At 61.1% G+C, this 18,301-nt stretch carries 19 protein-coding genes; 12 read left to right on the forward strand and 7 right to left on the reverse strand.

What is annotated here, in order from left to right; all coding sequences use genetic code 11:
* A partial coding sequence (locus tag D1646_RS06015; protein WP_160635592.1) for a thiamine pyrophosphate-binding protein occupies positions 1–1,454 on the reverse strand: 1,454 nt, incomplete at its 3' end.
* 350 nt (positions 1,455–1,804) lie between these two features.
* Here D1646_RS06015 and D1646_RS06020 point away from each other — a divergent pair.
* Positions 1,805–2,086 (forward strand): hypothetical protein, encoded by a 282-nt coding sequence (locus D1646_RS06020; RefSeq protein WP_160635593.1) that lies wholly within the window; start codon positions 1,805–1,807, stop codon positions 2,084–2,086.
* 56 nt (positions 2,087–2,142) lie between these two features.
* Here D1646_RS06020 and D1646_RS06025 read toward each other — a convergent pair whose 3' ends face one another.
* Positions 2,143–3,024 carry a LysR family transcriptional regulator gene (locus D1646_RS06025; protein WP_160635594.1) on the reverse strand — a complete coding sequence of 294 codons (882 nt, stop codon included), beginning with the start codon at positions 3,022–3,024 and terminating at the stop codon, positions 2,143–2,145.
* A gap of 242 nt (positions 3,025–3,266) precedes the next feature.
* Between D1646_RS06025 and D1646_RS06030 the strand changes: the two genes are divergently transcribed.
* The 6 genes from D1646_RS06030 to D1646_RS06055 all read left to right on the forward strand — a co-directional run bounded on the left by D1646_RS06030 (position 3,267) and on the right by D1646_RS06055 (position 8,277).
* Complete coding sequence (locus tag D1646_RS06030) at positions 3,267–4,112, forward strand: transketolase (RefSeq protein ID WP_160635595.1); 846 nt, start codon at positions 3,267–3,269, stop codon at positions 4,110–4,112.
* A complete protein-coding gene (locus tag D1646_RS06035) occupies positions 4,112–5,050 on the forward strand; it encodes a transketolase C-terminal domain-containing protein (RefSeq protein WP_160635596.1) in 939 nt (312 codons plus the stop codon). The genes D1646_RS06030 and D1646_RS06035 overlap by 1 nt, the downstream gene beginning before the upstream one ends.
* 85 nt (positions 5,051–5,135) lie before the next feature.
* The gene (locus D1646_RS06040; protein ID WP_160635597.1) at positions 5,136–5,894 is read left to right on the forward strand and encodes a class I SAM-dependent methyltransferase; all 759 of its coding nucleotides are present in this window, start codon (positions 5,136–5,138) and stop codon (positions 5,892–5,894) included.
* A 15-nt stretch (positions 5,895–5,909) separates the two neighbouring features.
* Entirely contained in the window at positions 5,910–6,719 is an 810-nt protein-coding gene (locus D1646_RS06045) for a sugar phosphate isomerase/epimerase family protein (protein ID WP_160635598.1), read from the forward strand.
* A gap of 16 nt (positions 6,720–6,735) precedes the next feature.
* Positions 6,736–7,407: an aspartate/glutamate racemase family protein gene (locus tag D1646_RS06050; RefSeq protein ID WP_201754571.1), complete on the forward strand. Its 672-nt coding sequence runs from the start codon at positions 6,736–6,738 to the stop codon at positions 7,405–7,407.
* A 57-nt stretch (positions 7,408–7,464) separates the two neighbouring features.
* Positions 7,465–8,277 carry a sugar phosphate isomerase/epimerase gene (locus D1646_RS06055; protein WP_160635599.1) on the forward strand — a complete coding sequence of 271 codons (813 nt, stop codon included), beginning with the start codon at positions 7,465–7,467 and terminating at the stop codon, positions 8,275–8,277.
* Here the strand turns inward: D1646_RS06055 and D1646_RS06060 are convergent.
* A complete protein-coding gene (locus D1646_RS06060) occupies positions 8,274–8,963 on the reverse strand; it encodes a LysR substrate-binding domain-containing protein (protein WP_160635600.1) in 690 nt (229 codons plus the stop codon). The genes D1646_RS06055 and D1646_RS06060 overlap by 4 nt on opposite strands.
* A 237-nt stretch (positions 8,964–9,200) precedes the next feature.
* Here D1646_RS06060 and D1646_RS06065 point away from each other — a divergent pair, with 237 nt between their 5' ends.
* Both D1646_RS06065 and D1646_RS06070 read left to right on the forward strand, forming a co-directional pair.
* On the forward strand, positions 9,201–10,298 hold the full coding sequence (locus D1646_RS06065) for a metallophosphoesterase (protein WP_160635601.1): 1,098 nt from the start codon (positions 9,201–9,203) through the stop codon (positions 10,296–10,298).
* A gap of 27 nt (positions 10,299–10,325) precedes the next feature.
* A complete protein-coding gene (locus D1646_RS06070; protein ID WP_160635602.1) occupies positions 10,326–11,234 on the forward strand; it encodes a phosphatidylglycerol lysyltransferase domain-containing protein in 909 nt (302 codons plus the stop codon).
* 112 nt (positions 11,235–11,346) lie between these two features.
* On the opposite strand, the gene D1646_RS23680 is transcribed toward D1646_RS06070, so the two are convergent.
* A complete protein-coding gene (locus D1646_RS23680) occupies positions 11,347–12,876 on the reverse strand; it encodes an oligosaccharide flippase family protein (protein WP_279279922.1) in 1,530 nt (509 codons plus the stop codon).
* 920 nt (positions 12,877–13,796) lie between these two features.
* Between D1646_RS23680 and D1646_RS06080 the strand changes: the two genes are divergently transcribed.
* The 3 genes from D1646_RS06080 to D1646_RS06090 all read left to right on the forward strand — a co-directional run bounded on the left by D1646_RS06080 (position 13,797) and on the right by D1646_RS06090 (position 17,498).
* Positions 13,797–14,573 carry an enoyl-CoA hydratase-related protein gene (locus tag D1646_RS06080; RefSeq protein WP_160635603.1) on the forward strand — a complete coding sequence of 259 codons (777 nt, stop codon included), beginning with the start codon at positions 13,797–13,799 and terminating at the stop codon, positions 14,571–14,573.
* Positions 14,574–14,629: 56 nt separating this feature from the next.
* Positions 14,630–15,913 (forward strand): alpha-amylase family glycosyl hydrolase, encoded by a 1,284-nt coding sequence (locus tag D1646_RS06085; RefSeq protein ID WP_160635604.1) that lies wholly within the window; start codon positions 14,630–14,632, stop codon positions 15,911–15,913.
* 196 nt (positions 15,914–16,109) lie between these two features.
* On the forward strand, positions 16,110–17,498 hold the full coding sequence (locus D1646_RS06090) for an MATE family efflux transporter (protein ID WP_160635605.1): 1,389 nt from the start codon (positions 16,110–16,112) through the stop codon (positions 17,496–17,498).
* A gap of 81 nt (positions 17,499–17,579) precedes the next feature.
* Here D1646_RS06090 and D1646_RS06095 read toward each other — a convergent pair whose 3' ends face one another.
* From D1646_RS06095 to D1646_RS06105, 3 genes are read right to left on the reverse strand one after another with little or no spacing between them, the layout of a single operon-like run.
* Entirely contained in the window at positions 17,580–17,786 is a 207-nt protein-coding gene (locus D1646_RS06095) for a hypothetical protein (RefSeq protein ID WP_160635606.1), read from the reverse strand.
* Positions 17,773–17,997, reverse strand: coding sequence for a hypothetical protein (locus tag D1646_RS06100; RefSeq protein ID WP_160635607.1), 225 nt, complete (start codon positions 17,995–17,997; stop codon positions 17,773–17,775). The genes D1646_RS06095 and D1646_RS06100 overlap by 14 nt, the downstream gene beginning before the upstream one ends.
* A complete protein-coding gene (locus D1646_RS06105) occupies positions 17,994–18,293 on the reverse strand; it encodes a hypothetical protein (RefSeq protein WP_160635608.1) in 300 nt (99 codons plus the stop codon). The genes D1646_RS06100 and D1646_RS06105 overlap by 4 nt, the downstream gene beginning before the upstream one ends.
* Positions 18,294–18,301: the final 8 nt, after the last annotated feature.

Genomic DNA, 18,301 nt, shown 5'->3' on the forward strand with positions numbered 1-18,301 from the left:
TTCATCACCACCCAGGTACAGGCGATGCCATGCTCCACCGCGGCGGCCAGCACGGAGGGGTTGATGCCGAAGCCGCCGTCACCGGTGAGGTTCAGGACAATCCGGTCGGGCGCCGCCACCTTGCCGCCCAGCACGGCAGCGGGGCCGAAGCCCATGGTGGCCAGGCCGGAGGAGTGGTGGATGGTACCGGGGAGGGTTATGTCGAACTCCTGAGCCACGCCGTTCTTGTTCCAGCCCACATCGGTGAAGATGATGGCGTCCTCGGGGATGACCTCCTTCACATCCTTCAGGATGCGCTGGGGGGTCATGGGGAAGCGGCTGTCGCTGGAAATGGCCTGGTTGGACTGCTTGAAGTCCGCCTTGGCCTGGGCGATCTGCTCCCGCAGGCCGGGGCGCTTCTTCCCCTGGGGGCAGATCTTCTTCACCTCGTCCAGGATCTGTGCCAGGGCAATCTTCACATCGGCAATGGCCCCAATCTCCACCGGGTAGTTGCGACCGATCTCGGTGGGGTCAATGTCGATCTGGAGGAAGGTGGTCTTGTCGGGGTCGAAGGTGACCCCCTGGTACCAGCTGGAGCTGTCCGCCTCCCCGAAGCGGGTACCCAGACCCAGGATCACATCGGCGTTGACGGTGAGGGAGTGGGTGAACTCCAGTCCCCAGAAGCCGGTCTGGCCGATCATCAGGGGGTGCAGGTCGGACAGGCAGCCCTGACCGGCCAGAGTGCGGGAGACGGGGATATCCAGGAACTCGGCCAGAGCGGCCAGCTCCTCAGAGGCCTGGGACAGCAGGATACCGCCGCCGGCATGGAGGACGGGGTTCTCGGCGTTGACCAGCTTCTCGGCGATGGCCTTGGCGGCGGCGGGGGAGAGACCGGGGCGCAGGGTCTCCCGGCTGTCCTTGTAGGTGCGCTCCCACAGAGCCTCCTCCATTTCCCGGGAAAACATATCCATGGGGACGTCCACCAGCACGGGGCCGGGGCGGCCCGACTCGGCCAGCCGGAAGGCCTTGTCCAGGATGTAGGGCAGAGCCTCCACATCGTCAACCCGCCAGCAGCGCTTGCAGACGGCCTCCAGCATGGAGTACTGGTCCCCGTCGGCGTGCATATTCACCTCCTGATGGGGGTGACGGCCATAGTAGTAGCTGGGCACGTCGCCGGCGATGACCACCATGGGGATGGAGTCAAGCGAGGCGTTGGCCACGCCGGTAATCACGTTGGTCAGACCGGGACCCAGGTGGCACATGACCACGGAGGCCCTGTGGGTCACCCGGGCGTAGCCGTCGGCGGCGGTGGAGGCAATGGCCTCGTGACGGGTTCCGATGTACTCGATCTTCTTGCTGCGGCTCAGGGCGTCCAGCATTCCAATTACGGTATGGCCGCACAGGCCAAACAGCTTGGTCACATCCCGGCGCTCCAGATAGTCCACCAGCAGATCGGACACCAATTTTTTACTCATAGTTTAACACTCCTTTAGCAGATTTTGTGTCATTACCTTACCGAAACGGAGAAAAAAAGTCCAATTCATTCTGGCAATAGCTGCTATCACAAGATGGAATAGAAGGGCGGCTTTTCCCCTTTTCTCCCCTTCTTCGGGCAAAAAATCGGGAAGCCATCCCAAAAATATGCCCATAAAAGGCGGAAGTTCCTTGGCTATTTGAACAAGGGCCGGAATATTATCATTTTTTATGATACTTACATGCACAAAAAGAATTGGACATTGGCGGTCAGGCGGAGTATCCTTGAGCTGTCAGAGTCCAAAAGACCTGCCTCAAAAGTAGACTTCAACCGGAGAAAGGATGTTTTGTGATGAGCGAAGGGAAAAAAATCTGTCCTCACTGCCAGCAGGCGATGGAGCTGGCCGTCAAGTCCTACCCCATGGGCAGCGTATTTCAGCTGAACCGCTTCCACGTGGACATCTACCGCTGCCCCAGCTGCATGAAAATTGAGCTGTTCGCCGCCGAGGGGGATATGGTGCCCTGCCCGGTGTGCGGCACCATGCACCCGGCCCAGGAGAAGTGCGTGACCTGCGCCCTGGACGCCGCCTTCGGAGGGACGGAGGCGCGGGAGAAGCTGGTCCCCAAGGAGTAAATACCCCAAAGGAAAACCGGGGAGACGCGGAATATGCCGCGTCTCCCCGATTTTTGTTATCTCGCCCACTCTCTGGCAAACTGTACCGCCGTATCCACCAGGGGTGAAGCCGTATCCTTCCGCCAGGCGATCCCCACCTCTTTGACAATCCGCTCCTTCAGCTTCAGCTCCAGGACCCCGTTCAGGCGGTGGGCCTCAAACTCCTCCGAGGGGAGCAGCGCAACCCCCAGCCCGCCCCGGACCATGTACAGCCCCGTGGTGGGACTGGCGGAGCGGCAGACGATGTTGGGCTCGAAGCCCGCCTTGCGGCAGGCGGCCAGGCACAGCTCCGAGGCCACCTGGCCCGTCTGATGGAAAATAAAGTGCTCGTCCCTCAGCTCCTCCAGGCTCACCTGGTCCCGCTTCGCCAGGGGGTGAATGGTGGGGACGGCCAGGGAGTACACGTCCTCCCCCAGCCGGACAAATTCCAGGCCGGAGGGGATGCCCGACGCGGGGCGGTTCAGAAAGGCCGCGTCCAGCTTCCGGTCCAGCAGCTTCTCAAACAGGCGGTAGGTCCCGTCCTGTGTGATGTTCACCGACACCTCCGGATAGCTCCCGCAGAAAGCGGACAGCAGGCCGCCGAAGTCGATGCACTGCAAGCTGGTGATGATGCCCAGGTTCAGCGTGCCCCGGCGCACCCCGGCGAACAGGGACATTTTGGCCTGGAGGGCGTCGGCGCGCTGAACGATCTCCTGGGCCATTTGGACAAACTCCCGGCCCGCCTCGGTAAGGACCGCCCCCCGGGAATTGCGGGTAAACAGGGCCACCCCCAGCTCCTTCTCCAACCGGGAGACCTGCTGGGACAGAGCGGGCTGGCCCACGTGGCAGGCCTGTGCCGCCAGCGAGAAACTTTCATGCTCCGCCACCGCCAGCACGTAGCGCATGGTATAAAGCTCCATTTGGGTTCCCTCCCCATGTTCTTTGTTAAATCGTCCAAAAAAGCGGTTGAGTTTTGTGCGGAATTCTCGCCTCGCCCTCTATCCTATCCCCATATTTCCCCCTCTGTCAAGTTTTTTTCCGGTTTCTATCATTTTTTCTGATAGCAGGCTTCATCAGGAAGAATTGGACTTTTTCCCGCTCCTGCGTTATGGTATTCTCACAAACCGAAACCCAAACACCAATAGAAAGGGCTGATTCTTCCATGACTTCCTTTTATTTCACCGAAAAAGACGTGGAACGGCTGGAGAAACAGGCTGTCCAAATCAGGCAGGATATCGTCTCCATGATCCACGCCGCCAAGGCCGGACATCCCGGCGGCTCTCTGTCCGCGGTGGAGATGGTCACCGCGCTGTACTTCCACGTGATGAACATTGACCCGGAAAACCCCCGCTGGGCCGACCGGGACCGGTTCATCCTCTCCAAGGGCCACTCCTGCCCGGTAATGTACGCCGCCTTGGCCCGGCGGGGCTACTTTGACCCGGCCATCCTCAACACCCTGCGCCAGTACCACTCCATCCTCCAGGGCCACCCCGACATGAACAAGGTGCCCGGGGTCGACATGTCCGCCGGCTCTCTGGGCAACGGTCTGTCGGTGGGTGTGGGTATGGCCCTGTCGGGCAAGCTGCACCACCAGGACTACATGACCTATGTCATGCTGGGGGACGGGGAGATCCAGGAGGGCATGGTCTGGGAGGCGGCTATGGCGGCCAACCACCACAACCTGAAAAACCTGGTGGCCATTGTGGACTGCAACGGCGTCCAGATCAACGGCTGGACCAACGAGATCATGACGGTGGAGCCCATCGCCGACAAGTGGCGCTCCTTCGGCTGGAAGGTGGTGGAGGTCAACGGCCACAACATGAAGGACGTGCTCACCGCTCTCCACACCGCCAAGACCATGCGCAGCCCCACGGTTATCCTGATGCGCACGGTGAAGGGCAAGGGGGTCTCCTTCATGGAGGACGAGAGCAAGTGGCATGGCGCGGCCCCCAGCGACGAGGAGCTGGTTAAAGCAATCAGTGAAATTCAGGAAGGCGGTGTAGTGTAATGGGAACCCTGGCAACGAGAATGGCCTTCGGGCAGGAATTGATTGAAATTGCCAAGACCAACGAGAATTTTGTGGTGTGCAACGCCGACACCAAGACCTGCGGTCTGGAGAAGTTCGGCAAGCTGTTCCCCGAGCGGGAGTTCTCCTTCGGTATCGCGGAGCAGAATCTGGTGGGGGCCTCCGCCGGCCTGGCCGCCTGCGGCAACAAGGTGTTCCTGGCCACCTTCGCGGTGTTCGCCTCCATGCGGGCCTGCGAGCAGGTGCGCACCTTCGTGTGCTACCCCAACCTGAACGTCACCGTCATCGGAACCCACGCCGGCCTCCAGGTGGGGGGCGACGGGGCAACCCACGCCGCCATTGAGGATGTGGCCATTATGCGCGCCTTCCCCAACATGACGGTGGTCCAGCCCGCCGACGCGGTGGCCGCCAAGGCGCTGGCCCACGCCGCAGTGGACTTTGTGGGCCCGCTGTATGTCCGCCTCCACCGCAACCCGGTGGCCGATCTCTACGACCCCAACACCTACAAGTTTGAGTGGGGCAAGGCCAACACTGTAGTGGACAACGGCAGGGATATGACCATGATCGTCTCCGGCATTCTGCTGAAAAAGGCAGTGGACGCCGCCGCCGCCCTGAAGGAGCAGGGGATCAATGTCCGGGTCCTGGACATGGCCACCATCAAGCCTCTGGACAACCAGGCCGTCATCCAGGCCGCCCGGGAGACCGGAGCCATTATGACCATCGAGGACCACACCATCTTCGGCGGTCTGGGCAGCGCGGTATCCGAGGTGGTAGTCCAGAACTGCCCCGTCCCCATGGAAATCGTGGGCATTCAGGACAAATTCGGCGAGTCCGGAGACCCGGAGCTGCTCTACCGGGACCACGGCATGGACACGGAGTCTATCATCGCCAAGGCCAAGGCGCTGGTTGGCCGCAAGTAAAGCCGGGAATTATCTCATACTTTACATTTCTCCAGTGGCCTTTGTGATAAAATCCCCTTAACAAAACCGGAAAGGGGCCATGACTATGAACATTCAGTGGAACGCCAAGGGGTACACCCAAAATTTCTCCTTCGTCCATCAATACGGGAGCGATTTGTTCTCCCTCATTGAGGGCCAGGGGCTGTCCGTCCTGGATTTGGGCTGCGGAAACGGGGCGCTAACCCATCAGCTGCGGCAGGCCGGCTTTGACGCCGAGGGGCTGGACGCCTCCCCGGAGCTGCTGGAAACCGCCAGAGAGCTCTGGCCCGACGTCCCCTTCCGCCTGGGGGACGCGGCGGATTTCCAGGCCGGCAGGCACTACGACGTGGTCTTTTCCAATGCGGTACTCCACTGGATCGACCCGGACCGGCAGGACGCCATGCTCCGATGCGTCAACCGGGCCTTGAAACCGGGGGGGCAGTTCATCTTTGAACTGGGCGGCTATGGCAACAATGCCCTCATCCACGGCGCCCTGGAAGGGGCCTTCACCCAGCAGGGCCGGACCTACCGGATGCCATTCTACTTCCCCTCCATCGGCCAATACGCCGCCCGTCTGGAGGGGGCCGGGTTCAAGGCGACCTACGCCACGCTGTTTGACCGCCCCACGCCGCTGAACGGGGACGACGGCCTGTACGACTGGCTGCGCATGTTCATCAAGACCCCCTTCCAGGGGATGGATTCGGCGGAGGAGGAGGCCATCCTGCGGGAGGTGGTGGAGGCGCTGCGGCCTGCCCTGTACCGGGACGGCGTCTGGTACTCCGACTATGTGCGCCTGCGGTGCAGGGCGGTGAAAGAGACAGTCTGAGGGGAGGCGCGGCAAATGAAAATTGGATGCTGTACCAACATGCTGCCCAAAACGGACAGCAACACCGGCTATGAGTACGCCGGTCTGATTCGGGAGGCCGGGTTTGACTACCTAGAGCTGCCCATCGGCCAGGTCAACGAGCTGAGCGCCAGCGCCTTTGAGGAAATGCGGTCGTATCTTCGCGCCTGTGCCCTCCCGGTGTACGCCTGCAACAATTTTTTCCCCGCCTCCATTCAGCTGGTGGGCCCCCAGGTGGACAGGGGGCACGTCCGGGCCTTCTACCAGAGCGCCCTGGAGCGGGCCGCACAGCTGCAATGCCGCTGTGTAGTGCTGGGAAGTCCCTGGTCCAAGAGCTGTCCGGAGGGCTTCTCCCCCCAGGCGGCCTTCCAGCAGCTGGCCCAGTGGTGCCGTGAGATTGGGGACGAGGCCCAAAAGCGGGGTATTGTCATCGCCATCGAGCCCAACAACCGCCAGGAGACCAACATGATTAACACCTTTGCCCAGGCGGTGGCGCTGGCCAAGGCGGCGGACCATCCCAGCGTGGGCTGCCTCCAGGACTACTACCACTGGCGGATGGAGGACGACACCACGGACAGCCTGCTGGAGTACGGAGGGGACTACCTGGTCCACAGCCACTTCGCCCGGCGGGAGGCGCGGGGATTTCCCCAAAATCCGGACCTCCACGACGAAATCTACTTCAGCGCCCTGAAACAGATTGGATATGACGGCGCGGTGAGCCTGGAGGGCGTTCCCGCAAGCGTGGAGCGCTTTCCGGAGGAGGCCGCCGCTGCCTGTCAGTTTTTGAAACAGATGGTATTAAAATAGGAAAGGAAGGATCCCTATGCCCCATGTATGTATTCTCCAGACCAGCTTCGCCAAGCGGGAGGACACCGTGGCCTTTTTAAAGGAGAAGGTCCCCGGCGTCCGGGTCGAGTTCATCACCGACAGCACCCTGCTCAGCGACGTGCGGGCCAACGGCGGCCCCACCCAGGCCGTCATCGACCGGATGACCCTCTATGCCAAGGCGGCGGAGATCTCCGGCGCGGACCTGATCGTCAACTCCTGCTCCACCGTGGGGGAGGTAGCGGACATCTATGAGAAGGAGGTCCGCGTCCCCGTGATGAAGATCGATCTGCCCATGGCCCGGGAGGCGGTGAGCCTGGGGACCAAGATCGCCCTCATCGCAACTCTGGAGACCACCCTGGGCCCCAGCCAGCGGCTCATTGAGAAGGTGGGCGCAGAGCAGGGCAAGCAGATGGAGTGTACCCAGTTCTTGCAGAATCCCGCCTGGGACGCCCTCCAGGCCGGCCACCCCGAGGAGCACAACCGCATTCTGATGGAGAGCATCCGGGAGCTGGACAAACAGGGCTACGATGCCATCGTCATGGCTCAGGTGTCCATGCGGGCCCTGCTGCCCGACCTGAAGGACGTAAAGACCCCCCTGCTGTGCAGCTTCTACTCCGGCTACGGGGCCATTGCGGATAAGCTGAACGAAATCGCTGCCCAGAAATAAATTCAGAACGCCGCCCAATCCTGTGCGGCGTTCTCTTCATAATGAGGAGGTATTTGCATGAGTCCCATTTTTTCCTTGGCATATCTGACCGTTCCCGGCACCCACCCGGCAGACCTGGTGGAGCTGGCCGCCCTGTGCGGTTACGATGGGGTCAGCCCCCGTTTTATCTCCATGCGCCTGCCTGGCGAGCCGGATTTCAGCCTGGAAAACGACCGGGTCTTTCAAAGTGTCCGGGACGCCCTGGAACGCACCGGGCTTCCCCTGATGGACATTGAGCTGGCCAGGATCGCCGATGGCATCAACGTGCTCTCCTATGAGAAAAATATCGCCCGGGCCGCCGAGCTGGGCGCACAGTATCTGATTACCAGTGTCTGGACCGAGGACCGCCCCTTCGCTTTGGAGGAGCTGAAAAAGCTGTGCGACCTGGCTGGGAAATATCAGCTTCTGGTAAATCTGGAGTTTATGTCCTTCTCCTGCGTCCCCACGCTGGCCACAGCCAGAAGAATGATCCAGGACGCCAGACGGCCCAATCTGCGGCTGATGATCGACTGTCTCCACGCCCACCGCGCCGGCGTAACTCGGGCAATGCTGGAGGACGTCCCCAAGGAGGAGTTCGGATTTGTCCATCTGTGCAACGGGCCCAGCTGGATCCCCCCCGCCGATCACCCCAACATGACGGAGGCGGCCCGCTCCGGACGCCGCTACATCGGGGAGGGCGGCATCGACGTCGCGGGTCTTCTGCGCGGGATCGGAGCGGCCCCCTACTACTCCATTGAGCTGCCCAACACCGAAGAGATATCGGCCCGGGGCAAGGTGGGGCACGCCAGAAAATGCCTGGAGACGGCAAAATCCCTTTTCACCGACGGCTAATCCCCAGCGGCAGAGCGCCGCATGAGAATGCCAATAAACAGTTCCTCCAGCCTGGACAGCTCCTGGCCCGGATTCAACACATACCCAACGCACATGGTCTCCTCCTCTGCCAGGGGAACGGAGACAAGGGAATCATCAAGCAGGGACTGGGGAAAACCATCTGTGGAAAGGGCGTAGCCGCCCAGTCCGGACATCAGAGGGAGTAGGGCGGCCCGGTCTCCCAGCGTAATGCGCTTGTCCACCGCCCCGCAGGCAAACAGCTCCTCCACGGGGTCGGGGGACCTGCCGCCCTCCTCCCCAAAACACACCATGGGATAGGGCCGCAACGCCTGAAAGGTGACGCTCTCACAGCCGGCCAGGGGGTGCTCTCTCCACAGGAGGATCCGGGGGGCCAGGGTGAACAGCTGGTGAAACTCCAGGCCGTACTGCCGGACACACTCCCGCAGCCCACACTCGCCCCCTCGCCGGAAGCAGAGAACACCCAAATCACTCACGTAGTTCCCCACGTCCTCTACCACCTGGCGCGTCTGCGCCTCGTTTAGGAGCAGCTCACAGCGCTCCCGCCCGAAGCGCAGAACCAGTTCCGCAAAGGCGTTGGCCAAAAAGGGGCAGGGCTGAGCAGATACGCAGAAGCGGGTCTGTTCCAAACCGTCTCCGGCGGCAGTCTCATATTTGATCCGCGGCATCACAGTTCCCCTCCCGACCTTAGCTTCTTTCCTCTATTATACCAACTTGTGGGCAGAAATTCAACAATCAGCCACAACGTGCCTCTTTTTTGTGCGGACCTCCCCCGGCCTCTGTATCCACCTTTCTCCTCTCCCGATATACCATAAAATTACTGGAAATTCACAGAATCTTATGGTACAATGGTGCTGAATCTCCCATTTCACCCCGCGGGATACGGTTTCCAAGGAGGGATGTTCATGGACAAGGCTATTGTAACCCGCCCGGTCTTTCCCCCGGACCGGCGAATCATTGTGGTCAGCGACATTCACGGCAACCTCCCCTTTTTCCAGGCGCTGATGAAAAAAATCGCCCTGACCCCCCAGGACATTTTCATCCCTCTGGGGGATTTTCTGGAGAAGGGACGTGAGAGCCTGGCTCTGCTGCGCCGCCTGATGGAGCTGTCCCGGACCCATACGCTTTTCCCGATCTGCGGCAACTGCGACGCGCTGGTACTGCGCTTCTTTGAGAGTGATGAGCTGGACCGCCGCTTTTTCACCTCCTATCTTCCCCAGCACCCCGAGTCAACTCTGCGACAGATGGCCCGGGAGGGGGGCTTTGAGCAGTGGGACGATCTGCCCAAGCTGCGGCAGGACCTGCGGCGGACCTTTCCAGAGGAGTGGACCTGGCTGAAGGGGCTGCCCACGGTGATAGAGACCGACCGCCTGGTGTTTGTCCACGGCGGCGTCCCCTCTCTGGAGCACATGGAGGAGTTGGACCGGTGGGGCTGCATGAAAAACGACGACTTTCTGGGTCAGGGGCACTCCTTTGATAAGTGGGTCATTGTGGGCCACTGGCCGGTGACTCTCTACGACCCCTGCATCCCTTCCGCCGCCCCCATTTTCACCCGGGACAGGAAGATCATCTCCATTGACGGCGGCTGCGTCCTCAAGGCCGACGGCCAGCTCAACGCCCTCATCCTCCCCTCTGCGGACTCAGAAGACTTCTCCTGGACCGCCTGGGACGGACTGCCCCGGGCCCGGGCTCTGGACCCCCAGCAGGCCAGCGCCGGTTCCATCAATATCCGCTGGGGCCGGGCCTCCCTGGAGCTGCTGGAACAGGGGGAGGAGCTGTCCCTGTGCCGCCACCTGGAGACGGGGCGGGAGCTGTATATTCTCAACGATTATCTCTGCCAGGGCCCCCGGGGACTGGAGTGCGAAGACTCCACCGACTATCGCCTGGAGGTGTCTCCCGGGGAGCTTTTGACGGTGGTGAAGGAAACAAAGGCGGGTTTTTTGTGCAAAAAAGAGGGGATCACGGGCTGGTATTATGGGCGGTTATCCGCTATAATGGAATAAAAAAGTACTGTTAAAGGATTTGAAGCTATGTTGGATTTCCACCCCCTCCGGCTGGAGGACCTTCCCCGCCTGCGCCCCTTCTTCGGCTACAGCCGCAGCCGCATCTGCGACACGACTCCCGGCACCGTCTTTATCTGGCGGGATATGTACAAAACCGAGTGGGCCATCTACAGCGGTTCCCTCTATTTCAAGGTGAATTATCCCGGCCTGGGTCCCACCTTTACCCTCCCCCTGGGGGGCGGCAGGCCGGAGCACTTCCGGGAGATTGCTGGCTACTGCTGCCGCCGGGATATGCCCATCTCCTTCTACCCCGTCCCCAAGGACGAGCTGGAGGAGCTCCAGGCTTTCTTCCCCGCCAGCACCGCCGTGGGGGAGCGGGACAATTTCGACTACCTCTACCGGGCGGAGGATTTGAAGTACTTCCGGGGCAAAAAGCTCAGCGGACAGCGCAACCATGTGAACAAGTTCCTGAAAACCTACGGCAGCTGGACCTTCCGCCCCATGACCCAGGAGGATATCCCCGGGGTGAAAACCTTTCTGGACAGCTACGCCCAACGCTGGAGCAAGGGGGCGGCCACCTTTCACGAGGACATCACCAAGACCCACGAGATTTTGGACAACTTTTCTGCCTACGACCTGCTGGGGGGCGTGCTGATGGTGGAGGACCGGATCGTGGGCTTCTCCCTGGGGGAGGTCATCGGCGATACCCTGTTTACCCACATTGAAAAGGCCGACCGGGACTATGAGGGCTGCTATCAGATGCTGGTGGCCCAGTTCGCCCAGCAGTTTGCCGGGGAGGGGATCTCCTTTATCAACCGGGAGGACGATACCGGGGATATGGGCCTGCGCACCAGTAAGCTGTCTTACCACCCCATCTCCCTGCTGGAGAAGTACACCGTCACCGTGGATGAGCCCTGTAACTTCTGCGAGCTATAAGCATTTACACACGCGGCTTCCGGCTGGGGCCGCGTGTTTTTTGCGCTGGAGACGGCAAAACGGAGGCGCCCCCATGGGACGCCCCCGTCATAGAATTTATCCCCAAGCAAACCTACCAGTCCAGCCGCAGCACATCCCGAGCCCGGACCCCCTGGGCCTGAAGCGCAGCCAGGTAGAGAATCAGGGCGAAGGCCAGGGTAGCCCCTCCAGCGGAGAGCTGGGACAGGCCGGCATCCTTCAAGACCCGGAACAGCAGATTGCTCACCAGCCCCGCCAGGGCGGCAGCCAGTCCGGGGGCGGCCAACCACTGGAAGGGCTGTACCTCCATGTCGGTGGCCCGCACCACCTGCCGCAGGCACAGGACCAGCTCCAGGGCGGCAGAGGCCACCGCTCCGGCCACATAGCCGCCCATCCCCACGCCGGGCAGGGGGACCAGCGCCAGGGTAAAGCCCAGCTGCACTCCACCACCCAGCAGGGAGATGACCGCCACCGCCCGCTGCCGCCCCAGTCCGTTGAGGGAGGAGGCCAGCACCGAGGTGCCGCAGTTCATGGCCACGGCGCAGGCCAGGGGGACCAGGTACTCCCCAACCCCCTCCTGGTGAAACATGGCTCTGCCCAGGTCGGAGCCCACTACCACCATCATGGCCATACAGGGCAGAGTAAGGAGGGCCACCGCCGAAACGGCCTGGGAGATCAGCCGCCGGGCCTCCCCGGGCCGGTCCAGGGCGCAGGCCCGGGACAGCCGGGGCACCAGCACCAGGTTCAGCGCCCCCAGAAAGACAATGGGCAGGGACAGCATGGGCATGGTCATGCCGCATACAACCCCGAATTGGGATACGGCGGCGGACCGCTCCACGCCCCCCTCCACCAGCTTCTGGGGGATGAGGGCGGAGTTGGCCGCGCTGAGCAGATTGCCCAGCAGGGCGTTGAGCCCCACGGGCAGGGCGATGGAGAAGATCCGGCGGCGGCGCACTCGGGACTCCTCCCCCCTCCCTGTGAGAGGGCCCCGGCGGCGGTGGTAGAGGACCACCAGGGTACAGGAGGAAAACACCTCACACAGGACCATCCCCGTCACAATCAGCCCCACGACCCGCTCCGGATACTGGGGCAGGAAGAGGAGCAGCAGGGTTATCACCGCAAATGTCCGGACAAACTGTTCCAGCAGCTCCACAATGGCGGGGGGTCGGACCACGCCCGAGCCGTAGAAGAAATGCTTGTGAAAATTCTCAACCCCGGTGAGGGCTACACAGGGGATGAGCAAAATCAGCCCCAGCTGGGTCCTGGCGTCCCCCAGAAGATAGACCGAGATGGCGTCGGAGCCCAGGATCACCGCTGTCCCCACCGGCAGGAGGAGGAGAAAGAAGAATTTCAGGCAGGCGGAGATGGTCTGGTCCGCCCCTCTGCGGTTGCCCAAAGCCAGGTGCTGAGAGGTGAGATTGGACACCGCTGAGGTCAGCCCTACGGCGGTGAGAGACAAAATCACCGAATACACCGGCATCACCAGCTGGTACAGCCCCATCACCTCTGCCCCCACCAGCCGGGAGAGCACAACCCGGTAGCAGAAGCCAAGGGCCTGGGAAATGGCACTCAGCGCCGTAAGGAACAGCGCCCCCTTCCCGGCAGACAGCATTTTTTCAGACAAACACAGCACCCCCTCCTGACAATCTATTCGGAGGGGGGACGGTTTATCCCAGACGGCCGCCGCTTCGGACACGGAACAAATCAGGGGATTGACAAACAGCCGCTTTTCAGCTATACTAAACAATAGAAAGGGCGCTGCTGGTAAGCGGTTGGCCCTCAAGAATTTAGTTACTCAAAAAGAGTAACCGCCTGGGTTGGAGCCGAGGGCGGTTACTTCTTTTTATTGGCCGCAATAAAGAGGCCGATGATAACAAGTGAGTACTGGAACAGCTCACTATATGTGACCATTGGGCAGCCCCCCTTTCGTAAGATTAGGGAGCAAGAAGCTGCCCCCCGTGCAAGAGGGCCAACCGCCTGCCGTTACAAGCAGCGCTGAAAGATCATTCTTTCCTGCCAACAGTTTACCACAATTTTTGACAGGACGCAACGGTCAAATCATTGCCCTTGGCTATAGCGTGTCCAAGCCAAAGAAATGATTGACAACCAGACATTTTTCGGCTATACTGAATTATAGAAAGGGCGCTGCTGGTAAGCGGTTGGCCCTCAAGAATTTAGTTACTCAAAAAGAAGTAACCGCCTGGGTTGGAGCCGAGGGCGGTTACTTCTTTTTATTGGCCGCAATAAAGAGGCCGATGATGCCGATGATAACAAGTGAGTACTGGAACAGCTCACTATATGTGACCATTGGGCAGCCCCCCTTTCGTAAGATCAGGGAGCAAGAAGCTGCCCCCTGTGCAAGAGGGCCAACCGCCTGCCGTTACAAGCAGCGCTGAAAGATTACTTTTTCCTGCCAACAGTTTACCACAATGTTTGACAGGACGCAACGGTCAGATTCCAGTTCTCCGTCAACTCCCCCTTGCCCTTTCCGGAAATATCCGCTATAATGGAGCTGTCATTCAAAAAACAAGGAGGAATCTTCCTATGGCTTTTGTAACACTGGAGAAGAAGGGCGCGGTGGGCATTATCACCATGAACCGGCCCGAGGCGCTGAACGCATTGGACAAGCAGGTGCTGGAGGACCTGAACGCTGTGCTGGACCAGGTGGAGGCCGACGCTGAGATCCTGGTGGCGGTGGTCACCGGGGCGGGCCGGTCCTTTGTGGCGGGGGCGGATATTGGCCAGATGTCCGGCTTCACCGCCGTGGAGGGCAAGGCTTTCGGCGTCTATGGCAATGGGGTCTTCCTGAAGCTGGAGAACCTGACCAAGCCCACCATCGCCGCCGTCAACGGTTTTGCTCTGGGCGGCGGGTGCGAGCTGTCCATGGCCTGCGATATCCGCGTCGCCAGCGAGAAGGCCAAGTTTGGCCAGCCCGAGGTGGGTCTGGGCATCACCCCCGGCTTTGGCGGCACCCAGCGGCTGGCCCGCATTGTGGGGGTATCCAACGCCATGGAGCTGATCCTCACCGCCAAGACCATCAAGGCGGAGGAGGCGGAGCGCATCGGTCTGGTCAGCCACGTCTACCCCGCCGAGGAGCTGATGGACAAGGCGCTGGAGCTGGCCAACGCCATTGCCGCCAATGCCCAGGTAGCGGTGCGCCAGTCCAAGGCGGCCATCCGCCGGGGGATGCAGACCGACATGGCCACCGGAGCCGCGTTTGAGGCAGAGGCCTTTGGGCTGTGCTTCTCCACTGAAGATCAAAAGGACGCCATGCGGGCCTTTGTGAACAAGGAGAAGCTCACCGGCTTTAAGAACCGCTGATAACCGCAGCCGCCGGTGGGCCTCCGCCGGCGGTTTTCATTTGAGGAGGAAGCAATATGGCAGATCAAACCCACAAGGGTCTGCGAAATCAGACCATCTACTCCGTATTTGTCCGCAATCACACCCCCGAGGGCACCTTCCAGGGGGTCCGTCGGGACCTGCCCCGCATCCGGGACCTGGGGGCGGACATCGTCTGGCTGATGCCCATCCACCCCATCGGGGAAAGGGCCCGGAAGGGAACGCTGGGCAGTCCCTACGCCATCCGGGACTACCGGGCAGTGAATCCGGAATTTGGGACGCTGGAGGACTTTCAGCAGCTGGTGGAGGATATCCACGCCCTGGGGATGAAGTGCATCATCGATGTGGTGTACAACCACACCTCCCCCGACTCGGTACTGGCGGGAGAGCACCCGGAGTGGTTCTATCACAAAGCAGACGGCTCCTTCGGCAACCGGGTTGGGGACTGGTCGGACATCATCGACCTGGACTACGGCCAGCGGGCGCTGTGGGACTATCAGATTGAGACGCTGAAGTACTGGGCCTCCATGGTGGACGGCTTCCGGTGCGATGTGGCTCCACTGGTCCCCCTGGACTTCTGGAAAACGGCTCGCCGCCAGGTGGAAGAGGTCCGCCCGGGCTGTATCTGGCTGGCGGAGACGGTAGAACCCTCCTTCATCACCTTCCTGCGCCGCGCCGGATACGACTGTCTGTCCGATTCCCAGGCTTACGAGGCCTTCGATATCTGCTATGACTACGATATCTACCACACCTTCCGGGACTGCCTGGAGGGGAAGCTCCCCCTGGAGCAGTACGCCCAGGCTCTGAACCGTCAGGAAACCACCTACCCAGGCAACTATGTCAAGCTGCGCTGTCTGGAAAACCACGACCAGCTTCGGGCCGCCTTTCTCCTCCCCGACCAGGGGGCGCTGCTCAACTGGACCGCCTTCCTCTTCTTCCTGAAGGGGACCGCCCTCATCTACGGCGGCCAGGAGGCGGGGTGTACCCATCTGCCCAGCCTCTTCGACAGGGACCCGGTGGACTGGTCGGGCCCCGACCGCTCAGAGCTGTTCCGGCGTCTGTGTGCCTTTAAGAAAAATCCTCTGCTCACCGACAGCGTTTTTCAGGTCCGGGCTCTGCCCCACGGCGTGCTCTATGGGACCCACTTCAGCGGCCAGCGCCGTCTGGTGGGCGTGTTCAGCACCCGGGGGACCCAGGAGCTGGTGAGCGTGGATGTGCCGGACGGCATTTACACGGATCTGTTCAGCGGCGGCAATGTGGAGGTCAAGCATGGAAAGCTGAGCTGTCAGGGCCGGCCTGTGGCGGTGGAGACGGCGGAATAACAAGCTCCCAAGCAGCGGTGAAAAGGGCCGCTGCTTTTGTTTTGGTGGGGAATCGGGAGGAATTGCGGTAAAATCTGTACAAACTGCCATTGACATAAAAATTGAGTTCCTCTATAATAGGTTTCTAATAGAAAAAGAGAAAAATTGCGTATTCCCTCCATCGGGCGGCAATTTTTGCTTGAAGGAGGAATGTAAAATGGAACAACCCAGAACCGAGAACAAGATGGGCGTCATGCCCGAGAACAAGCTGCTGCTGAATATGGCAGTCCCCATGATCGTATCCATGCTGATCCAGGCCTGCTACAACGTGGTAGACAGCTACTTTGTCTCCAAGCTCAGCGAGGACGCCCTGAACGCAGTGTCGCTGGCCTTCCCGGTGCAGAACCTGATGATCGCCGTGGCAGTGGGCACCGGCGTGGGCATCAACGCTCTGCTCTCCCGGAGCCTGGGCCAAAAGGACCAGGAGCGGGCCAACCGCACCGCAATGAACGGCATCCTGCTGGAGGTGGCCAGCGGTCTGGTGTTCATGTTGCTGGGCCTGACCTGCGCCCGGCTGTTTTACACCGTTCAGACTGACATCCCCCGCCTTGTGAAGTACGGAACCGACTACCTGACCATCATCTGCGGTGCCAGCATGGGCATTTTCCTGTCGGTCACCTGCGAGCGGCTGGTTCAGGCCACCGGACGCACGGTGTATGCCATGGTCATCCAGGGAGTGGGTTCGGTCATCAACCTGGTGCTGGACCCCATCCTCATCTTCGGCCTGTTCGGAATGCCCCGGATGGAGGTGGCCGGGGCGGCTGTGGCCACGGTGGCGGGCCAAATCGTCGGCGGCCTGGTGGGGCTCTACCTCTCTCTGACCCACAATCCGGAAATTCAGATGTCCTGGAAGGGTCTGAAGCCCAGCCGGGATATCATCGGCGGCATCTACAGCGTGGGCCTGCCCTCCATCATCATGCAGTCCATCGGCTCTGTCATGGTCTTCGGGATGAACCAGATTCTGCTGGCCTTTACCTCCACCGCCACGGCGGTATTTGGCATCTACTTCAAGCTCCAGTCCTTCATCTTCATGCCTGTGTTTGGACTGAACAACGGCATGGTGCCCATTGTGGCCTACAACTACGGAGCCCAGAAGCCTGAGCGAATTATCAAGACGGTCAAGCTGGCCGTGACCTACGCTGTGGGCATTATGGTGGTGGGCTTCGCCCTGTTCCAGCTCTTTCCCGACGTATTCCTCAGCCTGTTTGAGGCGGAGGGGGAGGAGGCCGGCGATCTGCTGACCATCGGCGTGCCCGCCCTGCGTATTATCTCTTACCACTTCCTGGTGGCTGGCATCAGCGTGGTGAGTATGTCCGTTTTCCAGGCGCTGGGCCACGGGCTGCTGTCCCTGATCGTGTCGGTCATCCGCCAGCTGGTGGTCCTGCTGCCGGTGGCCTTTGTGCTGTCCCGGCTGGGCGGACTGCACACGGTGTGGTGGGCTTTCCCCTGTGCGGAGATCTTTGCCGTCTCCCTGTGCTGTCTGTTCCTCTACCGGGTCTATCAGAAGGAAATCGCCCCCATGGGGGGACCGTCCAACTCTCTCTGATCCCAGCTCACCGCTGTCTGTTCCCATATATGCAAAAAAACGCCCGGCTGTGGAGGATCATCCACAGCCGGGCGTTTTCAATTACTCTTTTTTCACACTCTCTGCGTCCACCTTGGCCTCGGCGGCAATGTAGGCCACGATTGACGCCAGCGACACCACAGCCCCCGCCACGCTGGACACGGTCCCCTCGTCCAGGCCGAACACCATCGCCAGCCCCATGACGATTCCCGCCGCCGCAGCCCACAGCTTCCGGCTGCTCAGCTTGCGTCTCCAATCAATTTTGCTCATGTTCTCCGTCCTTTCCGTTTTTCAAAATGGTTTTCAAGCAGACCATCAACAGCTCTCCGCCGAAAAAGGCCAAAATCACCCCCAGCAGAGCGGCGGGGTCATGGCCGGTGCGGGACAGGATGCGCAGGGCATAGGCGCAGGCCGCTGTGCCGCAGCTCACACACCACAGCACCACCAATTTAGCGAACAGGTGGGGAATCCGCTTTTTCACAGTCCCACCCTGGCCAGCACCCAGGCCAGCACTGCGGCGGCCACCGCCCACAGACTCCTCTCCACCAGCCCGTCCCAGCGCCGGCCCGCCTTGCCAGTGAGCTCCTTGACCATCAGGGTCAGCTCATCCAGCTTGGCGTCAATGGCCTTATAGTGGGCGTCCTGGACGGCGTCAGAGGTCTCCAGGGCCCGGAGCCGGTCAAACATCTCCCGATGGGTGGAGGCGTGCTGCTCGTTGGTCCGCTCCAGGGCCTCCACCCGGAGGCGCAGGGCACAGTTTTCACAGGATTCCGGCATAGTCTCCC

This window comes from Pseudoflavonifractor sp. 60, from assembly GCF_009911645.1.
Classification (GTDB): Bacteria; Bacillota; Clostridia; order Oscillospirales; family Oscillospiraceae; genus Lawsonibacter.